This is a genomic window from Paenarthrobacter sp. YJN-D (assembly GCF_015040335.1).
Lineage (GTDB): Bacteria > Actinomycetota > Actinomycetes > Actinomycetales > Micrococcaceae > Arthrobacter > Arthrobacter nicotinovorans.
In genome coordinates this window covers 1,695,209-1,709,682 of the sequence record NZ_CP053549.1, presented here as the reverse complement: position 1 = coordinate 1,709,682, position 14,474 = coordinate 1,695,209, and the positions used below count along the sequence as shown (strand labels likewise).

At 65.1% G+C, this 14,474-nt stretch carries 11 protein-coding genes and 1 tRNA gene; 3 read left to right on the top strand and 9 right to left on the bottom strand.

The features are described 5' to 3' along the window. Position 1: 1 nt before the first annotated feature. Positions 2–1,639, top strand: coding sequence for an alpha/beta hydrolase (locus tag HMI60_RS08105; RefSeq protein WP_193590923.1), 1,638 nt, complete (start codon positions 2–4; stop codon positions 1,637–1,639). A gap of 15 nt (positions 1,640–1,654) precedes the next feature. Here the strand turns inward: HMI60_RS08105 and HMI60_RS08100 are convergent, their stop codons facing one another. Continuing rightward, positions 1,655–2,386 (bottom strand): HAD family hydrolase, encoded by a 732-nt coding sequence (locus HMI60_RS08100; protein WP_193590922.1) that lies wholly within the window; start codon positions 2,384–2,386, stop codon positions 1,655–1,657. Positions 2,387–2,602: 216 nt separating this feature from the next. On the opposite strand from HMI60_RS08100, the gene HMI60_RS08095 reads away from it, so the two are divergent. Next, positions 2,603–2,675: transfer RNA gene (locus HMI60_RS08095), tRNA-Thr, on the top strand. 206 nt (positions 2,676–2,881) lie between these two features. Here the strand turns inward: HMI60_RS08095 and HMI60_RS08090 are convergent. From HMI60_RS08090 to HMI60_RS08070, 5 genes are read right to left on the bottom strand one after another with little or no spacing between them, the layout of a single operon-like run. Beyond that, positions 2,882–4,390, bottom strand: a complete 1,509-nt coding sequence (locus tag HMI60_RS08090) for a carboxyl transferase domain-containing protein (protein ID WP_193590921.1) — start codon at positions 4,388–4,390, stop codon at positions 2,882–2,884. After that, positions 4,383–5,609, bottom strand: a complete 1,227-nt coding sequence (locus HMI60_RS08085) for a CaiB/BaiF CoA-transferase family protein (protein ID WP_193590920.1) — start codon at positions 5,607–5,609, stop codon at positions 4,383–4,385. The genes HMI60_RS08090 and HMI60_RS08085 overlap by 8 nt, the downstream gene beginning before the upstream one ends. 18 nt (positions 5,610–5,627) lie before the next feature. After that, entirely contained in the window at positions 5,628–6,854 is a 1,227-nt protein-coding gene (locus HMI60_RS08080; RefSeq protein WP_193590919.1) for an amidohydrolase, read from the bottom strand. Between the two features lie 48 nt (positions 6,855–6,902). After that, on the bottom strand, positions 6,903–7,631 hold the full coding sequence (locus tag HMI60_RS08075) for a hypothetical protein (RefSeq protein WP_193590918.1): 729 nt from the start codon (positions 7,629–7,631) through the stop codon (positions 6,903–6,905). A 32-nt stretch (positions 7,632–7,663) separates the two neighbouring features. After that, positions 7,664–8,440, bottom strand: a complete 777-nt coding sequence (locus HMI60_RS08070; RefSeq protein ID WP_018777912.1) for a DUF5058 family protein — start codon at positions 8,438–8,440, stop codon at positions 7,664–7,666. A gap of 275 nt (positions 8,441–8,715) precedes the next feature. Here HMI60_RS08070 and HMI60_RS08065 point away from each other — a divergent pair, with 275 nt between their 5' ends. Beyond that, a complete protein-coding gene (locus HMI60_RS08065) occupies positions 8,716–10,164 on the top strand; it encodes an amidase family protein (RefSeq protein WP_110505063.1) in 1,449 nt (482 codons plus the stop codon). On the opposite strand, the gene HMI60_RS08060 is transcribed toward HMI60_RS08065, so the two are convergent. The 3 genes from HMI60_RS08060 to HMI60_RS08050 form a co-directional block, all read right to left on the bottom strand. Beyond that, entirely contained in the window at positions 10,145–11,101 is a 957-nt protein-coding gene (locus HMI60_RS08060; protein ID WP_193590917.1) for an Lrp/AsnC family transcriptional regulator, read from the bottom strand. The two genes, HMI60_RS08065 and HMI60_RS08060, sit on opposite strands and share 20 nt — an antisense overlap. Positions 11,102–11,179: 78 nt before the next feature. Then, entirely contained in the window at positions 11,180–12,844 is a 1,665-nt protein-coding gene (locus HMI60_RS08055; RefSeq protein WP_193590916.1) for an alkaline phosphatase, read from the bottom strand. Positions 12,845–13,177: 333 nt separating this feature from the next. Next, positions 13,178–14,254, bottom strand: coding sequence for a LacI family DNA-binding transcriptional regulator (locus tag HMI60_RS08050; protein ID WP_193590915.1), 1,077 nt, complete (start codon positions 14,252–14,254; stop codon positions 13,178–13,180). Between the last annotated feature and the right edge of the window lie 220 nt (positions 14,255–14,474).

The window sequence follows — 14,474 nt, the reverse complement described above, 5'->3', positions numbered from 1 at the left end:
CATGACGTCCGCACCCCGCCGGCCAGCCGGCAACCCTTCAAGGGACCGGTCTGCCCGGCTGTCTGCGGGTGGTGCCGTTCCTCGGGGGGCTGCACGACGTGGAACCCGCAGCCGCGGGTTCGCGGCGATGTGCGTGGCATTGGCGTCAATGCTGGTCCTCAGCGCCTGCACGGTGCCGTTCCTGCCGGCGCCCACCGCGAAGCCCTCCACCAGCACTGTGGATCCCTCCATCGCGGCCTCGGCCCCCAAGGGCCTGGAGAAGTTCTACTCGCAGTCCGTGGAATGGAGCTCTTGCGGAGACGGACTGCAGTGCGGCAAGATCCAGGTCCCCATGGATTACGCGCAGCCGGGTTCCGCGGAGATAACCCTCGCGGCCATCAAGCTGCCCAGCACCGGAGACAAAAAGGGCTCCATCCTGGTCAACCCCGGGGGTCCCGGGGGCTCGGGGGTGGACTTCATCAAAGATGCAGGCACCACGCACTTCACAGAAAAACTCCGGGCGAATTACGACGTCGTGGGCTTCGACCCCCGTGGCGTGAAGAACTCCGCGCCGGTCAAGTGCATGACCGACGCCGAGCGTGATGCCGCCAGGGCAAAGGTGTTCCGCAAGAACACCGACGAAGGCCTGGCCGCGGCCATAGCGTTCAACAAGTCTTTTGCCGAGCAGTGCGCCCAGCAGACAGGGCCCGTCCTCGGACACATTGATACCGTCAGCGCGGCCAAGGACCTCGACATCCTGCGTGCCGTGGTGAACGACGCCAAGCTCAACTACCTGGGCTTTTCCTATGGGACGTTCCTTGGGTCCACCTACGCTTCGCTCTTCCCGGACAACGTTGGCCGGCTGGTCCTCGATGGAGCGGTGGACCCGTCCATCAGCAATGAGGAGCTGACCGCAGGCCAGGCCAAGGCGTTCGAAAAGGCAATTCACACCTACGTAGCCAGCTGCCAGAAGCAGAACCAGTGCCCTATGAGCGGGTCGGTGGAAAACGGTGTGCAGGAAATCAGGGACCTCATCAGCGCCGTGGACGAGAACCCGCAAACCGCCAAGGACGGCCGGTTGGTTACCGGCAACGACTTCGTCAACGGCCTCATCCTGCCCCTCTACAACGACCAGAGCTGGCCGGCACTGACCCAGGCCCTGGACAGTGCCTTCTCCGGCGACGTTTCGCAGATGATGCGGCTCGCCGACCTTGGCGCGGACCGCGAACCCAACGGAACGTACAGCTCCAACTCCGCTTTCGCTTTCCAAGCCATCAACTGCCTGGACTACCCCATGGTCATGGACACCGCAGGCATGCGTGCGGAGGAGGCCAGGCTCATCCAGGACTCCCCCACGTTCGGTGCATTCTTTGCCTACGGCGGCGTGAACTGCAAGGACTGGCCGTACCCGAACACCCGGACACCGGCGCCCGTCAAGTACAGCGGTGAAGCTCCCATCGTGGTGGTGGGCACCACGGGAGACCCCGCCACTCCCCTGGCGTGGTCGCAGTCGCTGCGCAAGCAGCTCGAGAACGCTTCCCTCGTCACGTGGGAAGGCGAGGGGCACACCGCCTACGGCCGCTCGAACTCATGCGTCAGCTCCGCCGTCGACGACTACTTTGTTGACGGAAAGCTGCCGCAGGACGGCCTCACCTGCTAGAGGTGCCGACGCCCGCTAAAGGTGCCTGGCTTCGCGTTTCTCCACCAGGAGCGGGATCTGCTTGATGGAATCGACGACGGCGGTGGCGCCGGCCGCGCGCAGGGTTGCCTCTGAGTGTGAGCCGGTCAGCACCCCCGCGACGAGTGAGGCCCCCGAACGGACGCCCGAGAGCATGTCCGAGCTGGTGTCGCCCACCACGGCGACTTCGCGCACGTCATCGAGGTCGAGTGCGAGCACTGCGGTGAGGATCATGTCCGGGTAGGGTCGTCCGCGTCCGGCATCCGCCGGGCACAGACTGAGATCGGCCAGGCCCATCCACCCCAATGATTCGAGCACCATGTTCTGGGTGTGGCGTCCGAAGCCGGTGGCCAGGCAGACCTGCATCCCGGCCTCACGCATCCACAAGATGGCGTCTTCCGCTCCGGGAATGGGGCGGACGCCGCCGTCGGCAATCATGTCGTCGTACGCCCGTTCGAAGACGTTGTTGGCACTCCGGGCCACGGCAGGGTCCTCGAACAAGTGGCTGAAAACCGTCATCTTGGAGAAGCCCATGGTGTCCCGGGCATAGCCGAGCATGCTCTCGAAACGGCTGCTGCCCGGTTCAATCCCGTGTTCCACCAGCGCCCGGGACATAGCCTGCCCGGTCCGGCCATCGTCGGTGATGGTAGTCCCCGCCATGTCCACGACCGCCAGCTTCAGCCGGTTGGGTGTGTGGTTGGCGTCCCTGGTCAGTGCGTCCCCGGTCATTGAGCGGCTCCTTCGGCTGTGCTTCGCGGCGAGTGGACCGCGCCGCAGTTGATTCCCCAGCTTCCGGCGAGCGGGAAACCGCAGCCTGAACCGGGCCCGACGCCCGGGTGAACATCCCCGCAACGGCCGCCACCGTGCTCGTTTTGACCCGGGCGCGGTGCCTCTATTACAGTTATGTCTTGCGTGATCGCCCGGGAAACCGGGGATGAACGCGGTGCTTCCTTAGCTCAGTCGGTAGAGCGTTTCACTCGTAATGAAAAGGTCATCAGTTCGATTCTGATAGGAAGCTCAGACAAGGAACCCCCGGAAATCATGTGATTTCCGGGGGTTTTCTTTTGCCCTTAGACGCCTCGGCGATGGTCGAAATATCGAACATATCCGCCAACGGGTCGATATGTTCGAAATATTGATCAAAGGGGGATTTTGAGGTGGCACTGGTACCGCGCTTCTCCAAGCTTCAGGTTCGCCCATGACCCGCCGGAAGACGCTCGCAACCTAGCCGATCAGCGCCCGATACTTGGACCGCCGTGCCTGCAAACCGGGCGCACCCCGCCGCGCCAGGCCTTGAAGCTCGACGGCGATCACCTCACCCATCCGGTGGCAGAACTCCACCGGGGCGGCCGCCGCATCCGGGACTTCCTCCACCACCACGTCCACTATTCCCCGGCCTGCAAGCACAGAGGCAGTGATGCCTTGGCTCTCGGCGAGCGCGGGAGCCTGGGACGTGGTCCTGTGCACGATCGCTGACGCCCCTTCCGGGGGCAGGGGTGCCAACCACGCATGCTGGGCTGCGATCGTACGGTCTGCCGGGAGCAAGGCCAGCGCCCCTCCCCCGGTTCCTTGACCCAGCAGGACTGATAACGTAGCTGTTCCCACTCCGAGGAGGTCGTACAACGAGCGGGCGATCTCGGCGGCGAGCCCGCCTTCTTCGGCCTCCCGGGAGAGGGAGGCCCCCGGTGTGTCGATAACGGTGACCAGCGGCAGCCGCAGTTCCTTTGCCAGACGCATCCCGCTCCGTGCATCCCGCAGCGAGGCCGGTCCCATCGCGTTGTTCCGTTGATGCCCCACCAGCACGCACGAGGTGGCGCCGAATCGGGCAAGGGCCACCAGCATGCCGTGGTCTTTGGTGCCATCACCCGCCCCACGCAGCAACACAACGCTGCCCGCGGCATGCCGCAGGAGTTCAGCAGTGGATGGCCGCAGGGGATCCCGGGAACGGAGGACGGACTCCCAAGCAGTCTGCCCGGCTGCCCCGGCCGTGGCGGACCTGGTGGACGGCAGCGCACCGCCGCCCACCACGTGCCCGGGCTCAAGCAGATCCAGCACCCGCCCAAAGTAGTCCCCCAACCCTTCAGGCGGAACCACGGCGTCCACCAATCCGTGGTCGAAGAGGTTCTCCGCCGTTTGGACACCTGAGGGGAAAGCCTCTCCATGCAGTGCCTCATAGACGCGCGGGCCCAGGAAACCCAGGAGAGCACCCGGCTCGGCAGCAGTCACGTGCCCGAGCGAACCCCACGATGCCATGACTCCCCCTGTGGTCGGATGCCGGAGGTACACCAAGTACGGCAGGCCCGCGGTTCGATGTGCCTGCACGGCCGCCACGATTTCCACCATTCCCAGGAACGCAGGGGTTCCCTCCTGCATGCGCGTCCCCCCGGATGCCGGCATGGCGATGAGAGGCAAGCCCTGTTTGGTGGCGCGTTCGACGGCGGACACCAACCTTTGGGCGGCATCGCGCCCGATGGACCCGGCCAGGAAAGCGAAGTCGGAAACCACGACGGCGACCCGATGGTTCCGTATCCGGCCCTCCCCGGTGAGAACGGATTCGTCGCTGCCGGACTTGCCCCGGGCCGCTGCCAGGTCGGCCGCATACCCGGTGTTTCGGGTCCCGTCGCCTGCCACCCCGCGAACCGGGGCGTCCCACGAAAGGTAGCTCCCGGCGTCGAGCATGTAATCCAGCAGTTCGCGCGCGCCGAGGCGCCGTCGCGTAGCCGTTTCAGTCATCAATGTCCTCCCTCGCGAGCCAGCCCCGGATCTCCTCGTTGTGCTGGTTGAGCACCGGAGGCGCACAATGGGCTCGCCGGGTGGCTTCCGCCCCGGAGACGTTGTCGAAGAAACGCAGCGGCGGTCCGGGCAGCGTGACAGCTCCGAGCACCGGGTGGTCAACGTCGATCAGCAGGCCTTGCGAAGCCAGTTGCGGCCACTCATAGACCTCTTTCAAGGACCGCACCTTCCCGGCGGGAATTCCCGCGCCGGCAAGTTTCGCCAGCAACGGTTCGGCGTCGTAGTCGGCAAACGCTGTTTCGACTACGTCGATCACGTGCATGCGGTTCCGCACCCGATCAGCGTTGGTGGCAACGCCGTCGGCCGTGGGATCAAGGCCAAAGGCGGAGGTGAACGCAGCCCACAGCTTCTGGCTGCCGACACTGATCTGCACACTCCCGTTCCGGCAACGGAAGAGCCCATACGGCGCGATGGAGGGGTGGTGGTTGCCCTGGGCTTCAGGCGACTCCCCCGCAACCGTCACCTTGGTCCCTTGGAAAGCATGGACCCCCACCAGTGATGCCAGTAGCGACGTCCGCACCACCTGTCCACGGCCGGTTTGTTCGCGTTCCAGCAATGCCGCGACCACCCCGTATGCCCCGTACATGCCGGAGAGCAGGTCCGCGATGGGCACCCCCACGCGTTGTGGATCATCGGGTCCCGAGCCCGTCAGCGACATGAGCCCGGCCTCACCCTGGAGGATCTGGTCGTAACCGCTGCGCTGTGATTCGGGACCATCGTGGCCAAATCCGGTGATGGACAGGATCACCAGGCGCGGGTTGATGGCGTGCATGGCGTCGGTGCTGAAACCAAGCCGCTCAAGCACGCCCGGCCGGAAGTTCTCCACCACCACGTCCGCACGTTCCAGTAGTTGGCGCAGGATTGTCCGGCCGTCGTCGCTCTTGAGGTCCAGGGCCAGGGACTCCTTGTTGCGGTTGCAGGAGAGGAAGTAGGTGGCCTGTGGATCGTCCTCGGGGCCGACGAAAGGCGGACCCCACCCGCGGGTGTCATCCCCCGTGCCAGGATTCTCGATCTTGATGACCCGTGCACCGAGGTCGCCCATCATCATGGCCGCATGCGGGCCTGCGAGCGCCCGGCTGAGGTCCACCACGAGCCTGCCGGAAAGCGGGCCGCCGGTGTCCTGAAGCGCAGGTGCCGGTTCGGTCAATGCTGAAGTCATGGGGACGCTCCTTGCAGCTCAGTTGCCCAGGCGGGACAGGAGGACGGCGACGGCGGCAGAGATTCCCCCGGCCAGGGAACCTTCCAGCTCGGGGGCGAAGAAGGGCGAATGGTTGACCGGGACAGGTCCCGGACCGTCGAACACAGCACCCGGCGTACCGCCGAACATCCAGAACACGGAAGGGACGCCAATGGCCGTACCCAGGTGTCCAAAGTCTTCGCTGCCCATCATGGGCGGGGTCACCTCGACAGACTCAGCCCCCAACGCATCTCGCAGTGCCTCCAAAACAGCAGGAACGGCGTCGGGGTCGTTGTAGCACTGCGGGAAGCGGTACAGCTCTTCGATCTTCGGGCCCGGTGCTCCGGAGGCAGCTGCCTCGGCCTCAATGATGCGTCGGACGGCGGTCAGGACCTGGCCTCGGACCTCTTCGTCGAAGGTGCGGATGTTGAGGGTAAACTCCGCGGAAGCCGGGATGATGTTCTCCTTCAGGCCGGCGTGGAAGGTTCCAACCGTTACGACGGCGGACTTCCGGGGATCCAGCTCGCGGGACACGATGGTCTGCAGCCGGGTAACCATGTGGGCTGCCATGACGATGGGATCGATGGAGTCCTGGGGCTGCGAGCCGTGCGACTGCTGTCCGTGGACCGTCACGCGGAGGGAATCGGCCATTGCTGCCACCGGACCGCTGGAAATCGATACTGTGCCCACGGGCCGTGGCATGACGTGCTGCCCGAACACGACCTCCGGGCGGGGAGCCCTGTCCCAGAGCCCGTCCTCCAGCATGGCCAGCGCCCCGGCGGCCGTTTCTTCACCGGGCTGGAAAATCAGCACCAGCGTCCCTGACCAGGCGTCCTGGTTTCCGGCGAGGATTTCCGCAGCTCCCAACAGGCTGGCCACGTGGGTGTCGTGGCCGCAGCCGTGCATCACCGGAACCTCGGAACCGTCCAGCATCCCCGTGTCCGTGCTGGCGTAGTCCAGGCCTGTGGCCTCTTCGATGGGCAGCCCATCCGTGTCCGCGCGGAACGCGACGACGGGCCCCTCACCGTTGCGCAGGATGCCGACCACTCCTGTCCGGCCGCAGCGGAAGTGGTCCGCACCGAGCCGGTCCAGCTGTTCCTCGATAAGGGCAGCCGTGGCGTGCTCCTGCATGGAGAGTTCGGGGTGTGCGTGGAGCCTGCGGTACAGCTCGTGGAGCGCCGTGGTCTGTTCGGTATCGAGCTGGAGGACAGTGGCGGTTTGGGTCATGGTCTTCTTCTTTCTGCTGCGTTCTGACGGTGTGGGGGGCGGCGGCTACTACTCGATGTGGACCGGTGTGGCGGCTGCAACCTGCTTTCCGCGGAAGAACCACGCCAGCAGGATGGTCCCCAGCACGGCGATCGCGGTGGACACCATGGCAAGCGACGGCACCAGGGGCAGCACCACGAAGACGACGACGGCGGACACCACCAGTGCGAACACGGTGGTGCGGGGCTGCTTCATGGAGACGATGGCCTGGACCAGCACCGCGCCGAGGACGGTGGGCAGGACGTACAGCCGGGTAACGGTCAGCACCGACGGCGGAATGACGCTGATGAGCCAGCTGCCCAGGAGGCCGACGAAGATGGTGAGCGAGACCAGGTGCACCACTGCGGCTCCGCAGATGGCAACAACGGCGGCCAGCTCGGCCCGCTTGCTTCCCGGCTTTGCGCCGATGTTGGTTTGGGCAATCAACGCCGCGGGCAGGAGCTTGTTGGAAATATTGCCGATCATGAATGCTTGGTACATAGCTGCAGGGCCGAGGATCGGGAAGTAGGTCAGCGGCTCGACGATCCAGATGATGCCGAATGTTGCGGCGACCGCGGCAAAGGCGATCCAGAGTTGGGCCGGTGCGATGTCCAAGCCGCCGGCGAAGACCAGGTACAAGGGACCGGCCACTGAGATGAGGAGTCCGGCGATCATGGTGATCTGCCCCCAGCGGGACGTGGTCCGGTTGAAGTCCACCATGGCATTCGTGGTGGCTGAGGTGGTGAGGGTGGAGGTCATGATGTTGTTCCTTTCGTGTCCCTGACGGACTCTCAGGCGGCCAGTCCGGGCGCGGCGGCCAGGAAAGCGGCACCAAGGCCAATGACGATTGAGAAGCCCAGGCCCCATTCGCGCAACCAGCTCTTGCCGAGCCGTTTGGCCAGCAGCAAGCAGAGCCCCATGACGGCGGCAGAGACGACGAAGGAGAGGACGTGGATGCCGGACTTGGGAAGTTCCGTGAGGCCAAGGCAGGAGAACGCACCGATCAATGCTGCTGCCGGGACAATCGCCATGGCGGCCGGATTCACCGAACGGATCTTGGCGTCACCCTTACGGAGGATTGGAGTGAGGATGAGGGTGGCCAGCATCCACATGGCTCCGCCGATGCTCATGGCGAAGAAGGCCACCGCGAAGACGCTTTGGGTGTAGCTGGCATCGCCGAGTTTGGCCCCCATGGACCCGGCAGCGATGCCCGCGGCCGAGACGTCGTAAGCTGCGGAGCCGATGAGGCCGATCCTGGAGAGGACCGCCGGTGCGCCGAACAGACCAAGGAGGGCGATGGCTACGAGGGAGACGGCGAGAGAAGGGCCGATCGCCGAAACCGCCCCGGACCGGAACGACGTCCGGATGTCTTGGCTGCTCATCTCCACGGAGGGGGCAGCACGTCGGGCCGCCTTCATGAAGATGACGGACTGGATGATGATGACGCCGAACACGCCTGCAACGCAGATCCAGAGAACCGGGTTGTTGGCTATGGCCAGGATGTCGCTGGAGCTGCCGGCAGCCAACGGCTGCGCTGTCAGGGGCTGAAATGCCTGGGGTTGGAACATGGAAACCTCCGCGTGAAAGCCCCTCCTGCAGTTCCCAACCGGACGACGTTGTGCGGCGCGGGCTACAGCTTGGGGCGGGTCCATGCCCATCGACCGGATCGGCCAGTGGGTTAGCAACACCTTCTGCTATGAGCCGGATCACACACAATAGCTGACGGAATCCGCCAAATATCTGGCCGAAACAGTCAAACGATGCCGCTTGGGTGGGGCGCCCTTCCGGGGTGCGATGTGACTCGGCACACTTTCAGCAAGCGAATATCCAGCAAAGGAGCACCATGTCCAGCACCATTGGCGAGCTGTCCGCCGTCGAACTCACCGCGGCGATCCGCAGCAAGGAAATCTCGGCGCGCGAAGCCCTGGACGATCATCTCCAGCGGATTTCGGATGTGAACCCGGTGATCAACGCCGTGGTGACGTTGGATGCCGAAGGCGCACGTGCCCTGGCGCTCAATGCCGATCAGCTGACGGCGTCCGGGGCCGAACTGCCTCCCCTGCATGGCCTGCCCATGACCCATAAGGACACGAACAACACTGCGGGCATGCGCACCACCCAAGGCTCCCTGGCGTTGCGCGACTTCGTGCCCGACGCCGACGACCTCATCATTGCGCGGCTCAAGTCGGCGGGCGTCGTCAGCACCGGCAAGTCCAACGTTCCCGAGTTCGGAGCCGGATCACACACGTTCAACGACCTCTTCGGAACCACCACCAACCCGTACGCGCCCGCCCTGAGCGCCGGGGGCAGCAGTGGCGGGGTGGCCGCCGTCGTCGCTTCCCGGATCCAGGCGATCGGCGACGGCAGCGACATGGGCGGTTCGCTCCGGATCCCGGCTTCGTTCTGCAACGTGGTGGGCTTCCGGCCGTCGACGGCGGTGATCCCCATGCCGTCCGACGTCAACGCCTATGCGTGGCTGGGAAGGACTGGGCCTATGGCCCGCAGCGTGGAGGACATTGCGTTGTTCATGTCCGTGACCGCAGGCAGTGATCCCCGGGTACCGCACCCCGAAGGGCTGGATCCCAAGGTTTTCCGCTCCAGCTTGGAGACGGACATGCGGGGTGTGCGGATCGGCTGGTCCCGGGATTTCGGGATCGGCGTGCCGGTGGAACCGGAGATCCTGGAGCACCTGGAACGGCAGTTGTCGGTGTTCGCAGACCTGGGTGCGATCGTGGAGGAAGCAACGCCGGACTTCAGCGAGGCTGACCTCGTTTTCGGGAACACCCGGGCCATGGACTTCGCCGCAGGACTGGGCCCGATCCTGGAGCGTTCCGGTGACGTCATCAAGCCGGAAGTGCATTGGAACGTGAACAAGGGGTTCGCGCTGACTGCCCGGGACCTCATCGAAACCACGGCTGCCAGGACTCGCCTGGAACGCAGCGTGCAGGAGTTCTTCGGCCGCTTCGATCTCTTCGCAAGCCCCTGCGCCCAGGTCCTTCCCTTCGACGCTACGCTTCGTTATCCCGACGACGTCGCGGGCGTTGCCTCCGAAACCTACCTGGACTGGATGCGCTCGGCGTGCCTGTTGTCCGCTACGGGGCTCCCCGTCCTCAGCGTCCCCGCCGGCTTCAGCTCCGCCGGGCTGCCCATCGGGCTTCAACTCGCTTCCAACCACTACACCGATATGCAGCTTCTCCGCTATGGGCGCGCCTTCGAGCAGCAGACGGGGTACGCCGCCGTCGCCCCTGTTGTCACAGCAGAACCGGCACGGCTTACGACGGTGAGCGCATGAGCCGACCACCGCGCTTGCGGGCATCGAGCAGGATGGAAACGTCCACGCCAGCGGCGTTCCGGGCCCATTCCGAATCGGTGATGAAGCGATAGAGGGACGACATGTCCTCCACAGTGACGTCGGCCATGATCTGATAGTCGCCGGCAATTGCCGCAGCATAGCGGACAGTGGGGAGCTCCGCGAGGCTCTTGCCCACCGGCTCGACCTGGTGCGGCGACGCCCGGATCCACAGCAGGGCCTCGACACCAAGACCGATAGCGGCAGGCTCAACGATCGCCCGCAAGTGGACCTGGTTGTTGGTCAGCAGCCATTCGCTGCGCCGACGCGCCGTAGCCTCGGAAACACCAACCCGGCGCCCCAGCGCTTCGAAACTCATCCGGCCGTCGGCGCACAGCGCATCGATGAGCTCGTTGTCCTGGCGGCTGAGCTCCTGCCGCGGAACCAGGACGCCCGAATCAGGGGTCAGGGCTGAACGGAATGCCTCTACCCGGTCAGCGGTGAGGATCTCAGGCCGCCAACCTCGGATAGTGCGGAAGTACCGAAGGACGGGATAGCTGGTGGAATCGCGTAAACCAATAGTGGACGGCAACTCATCGGACAGGACGGTGCCCATACGGGACGGTTCGGTGAGGATCTCGGCCACACAGTCGCCGGTTCCCGTGGTGGTGTAGACGAACGTAGTGTCATTGCGCTGCGACAAGGCCTGAGCGGCGGCACGGACCGTTCCAGGCATGCATCGCATCTGCACCAGCACTACAGCGGGCCTGGGGCGAATCCCGACAACGGCCACCGCACCGGATTCCAGCAGCTGCGATCCACGGCGCGCCACTGTCCGCTCGGCCTCCCCGAGCACCGCGGCCATCTTGCGCCACGGGCAGCGGGGGTCCAACTGCAAGGCGGCAACGATCTGCCGTTCCAAGGGGTCAAACAGCACCATGCGCGCTCCGTCCGCTCCGGTTCATGGGTACGGGTCAATTTGACCACGGACTCCCGGAGCGGCGGAGCGCGGCGACGGTCAGCGTTCGGGGCTGAGCACCTTCGAGAACACCGCAGCTCCATTGGCGTTGCGCAGACTCACGGTGAACGAATCATCCGAACCGAGTTCCACATGCCCGAAGAACTGGTTCTCCCCGTTGCGCGGGGACTCACCCGGGAACCGGCCCGCCTTGGAAAACACGACGTCCGGCCCGAAGGTCCCGTCCATGTCGTTCGGGCCGAAGGAGCCGGCGTTGATGGGCCCCGCAACGAACTCCCAGAATGGCTGGAAGTCCTTGAAGGATGCCCGCTCCGGAGAATAGTGATGGGCGGCGCAGTAGTGGACGTCGGCGGTGAGCCACACCGTGTTCTTCACGCCATACTTCTTGAAGGCGCTCAAAACCCCGGCGATCTCCAGTTCCCGGCCCAGCGGCGCACCATTGTCCCGGTTGGACAGGCTCTCCTGGTTCACGGGACCGTCAGGCACCACGATGCCCAAGGGCAGGTCCGCGGCGATGACCTTCCAGGTGGCCTTGGACTGCCGGACTTCCTTGATCAGCCAGTCCACCTGCTCCTGGCCCAGGATGTTGGTGGTGTAGGGCTCCTTGCCGTCGGTGTTCGGCGACTTGTACGTCCGCATGTCCAGGCAGAAGATGTCCAGTTGCGGGCCGCGTGGAATCTTGCGGTAGATGCGTGCGGGCTGGTACTGGCCGGCGTCGTAGGTTCCGGGGCGCCACAGCGCCGCCGAGTCCGCGATCGGCATGTTCTCCTGCCACGCCTGCCGCCCGCGCGCGGCGAGGACGTTGGCGTTGCGTTCGGTATAGCGCGCGTCGTCCAGGACCTGGCCCGGGTACCAGTTGTTGTGCGTTTCGTGGTCGTCCCACTGCGCGATGACCGGCACGTCGGCGAACAAGGAACGCATGTTGGCGTCGAGGGAGTTGTAGCGGTGCCGGCCCCGGAATTCCTTGAGGGTTTCGGCTACTTTGGAGACTTCCTCGGTGACGATGTTGCGCCAGACCTGGCCGTCCTTCTCAATTACTGATTCCGCGATGGGGCCGTCGGCGTAGATGGTATCTCCCGAATGGATGAAGAAGTCCGGCCGCACGTCATGCATGGCCTTGTAACCGCGCATGCCGCCGATCTCCTCGTTGATGCCCCAGCCTTGGCCGGCGGTATCGCCGGTCCAGACGAAGGACTGGGAGGACGACGCCGGCCTGCCGCCTCCGCGGCCTCCCGACGGGTCGCCGTCGTTGGGTTCCTTGTTTCCGGGCGCCGTGCTGAAAGTGCCTTGCCCGGCTTCGCCCATGCCGTTCTCATTCTCAAAGTTCAGCTCCAGCCTGAACCTGGTGCCCGCAGGCAGTCCCTTGGCGTGGATTTTCGCGGTGAAGTCACTGGCTTCCGTGGCCAGGGGTCCACGAATGGTTCGGCTGAACCCGTAGCGTCCACGCAGGAGCTCCCCGGCGTCGTCGATGGCGTTGAGGGTGGCGGTGAGACGTCCGGGTCCTGAGGCGCGCGACCACAGGACGGCCGAATCCGTGGTGACGTCCCCGGTCGCAATGCCCGTGGGGAGCGTGAGTCGCTTGCGGACCAGCGGGATGGCTGCAGGTGCTGCGCCGGCCGGGCCGGCGGCCCCTACGGTGAGGCCGGCCAGCGTAAGGCCGGCGAGGGAGGACTTGACGAGGGTGCGTCGTGAAAAGTCGGTCATGGCATCCACCCTTTCCGGCCGTCATGAACGGAATGTGAGGGTGGGGTGAAGATTTTCGTGGGTTGCCAGTCCTGAAGGGAGCACACCTTGCGGGCCCGGATCCCGGGGTGGGGTGCCGATCTCGACCCCGCCGACCGCCCCTCCTACCCCCGCGAACAGCCAGGCATCGAGACTGGCGCGCACTGGGACTTCCCCGAGCGCCAGCCTGAGAAATGGCCCCGGGAAGCGAAGGCCGGATCGTCCGCTGGCTGCTGCTCGTTGCAGGCGCCGTCGTCGTGTTCAGGTCCCTACGGAAGGTCCGCTCAAGCTGACCTGTCCGCAGGACCCTGAAGGCTAGGTATCTCTTCCTGAATTGCGTGTTGCCCGCGTGGAACTTTCGCGCACAACAAGGGTGGGCGAAATCGGGGTGCGGTCAACCTCCCGCCCCTCCATGGCGCCCAGGAGGACCTCCATGCTCATGTGCGCCAGGGCTGTGAAGTCCTGGCGCACAGTGGTCAGCGGGGGCAGGAAAAAGTCTGAACCTTCGATGTCGTCGAAGCCCACCACACTGACGTCCTCCGGGACACGGATTCCATTTTCGGTCAAGGCCCGTATGAGTCCGAGTGCCGTATGGTCGCTGGCTGCAAAAATGGCCTGGGGAACCTTTCCCTCCCGGACAAGGCGGAGGCCGGTTTCATAGGCCCATCGGGGACTCCAATCGCCCTCCACGCACAGCCCCGGCGGAAGTCCGGCGTCACCCAGGGCTGCCTCCCAGCCGCGCTTACGCACGCGCCCGTCAAACCAGTCCATGGAGCCTGCCAAGTGCGCGATGTCGGTGTGGCCGAGGTCGATGAGGTGCTGGGTGGCGAGCCGGGCCCCGAGTTCCTGGTTTTCCGAGTAGGTGAAGACATTCGGAGTTGATGACGCTCCTGCCGCGATCATCTCCACCGGTACCCGGCAGGAGGCATTCCAGACAGCCGACGCCATGTCGACCAAGGGTGCGACGACGATGATGCCCCCAACGCCGGTGTCGTCCAGAGTGTCCAAGGCCGCCTGCACGGACTCGTCGTAGGGTTTATCCACGCTGATGACTGTTGTGGCATACCCCTTCTTCCGTGCAACGGTTTCCAGGGCCATGAGTGTCCCTACCGGACCGAACCGCGGGGAACCATCAGAGAGCAGCCCGATGGATGTTGACCGGTTGGTGACAAGGGCAGTGGCTGCCCGGTTCCTGCGGTAGCCGATGTCCTTTATGGCCTGCAGGACGCGTTCCCGGGTGGCCGCACTCACGTCCGGGGCGTCGTTCAGGACGCGGGAGACAGTACCAACGGACACGCCCGCAATCTCCGCCACATCGTTGATGGTCGGCTTCCGCCGCAACGTGGCTCCTGTTTGCCCGTTCGCTCCACGTGGAACCGTTATGCCTGACACGCTCTCTCCTGTCCCCACACCGTCCAACCGGGCCGATGCGTACCAATACTACGTGCGCCCGTCCCATCCGGTTACTTCGAAATGGGCGGGGCGTGATGTTTGACACTCTCTACCGTAAACGTTTACGATCGGTTCCGTAAACGTTCACGGAACTCCCGTTAGCGATTACGGTCCGGGTTCACCAAGGATGAAGCGGACCGCCCCCGCAGACTCTTCGGCG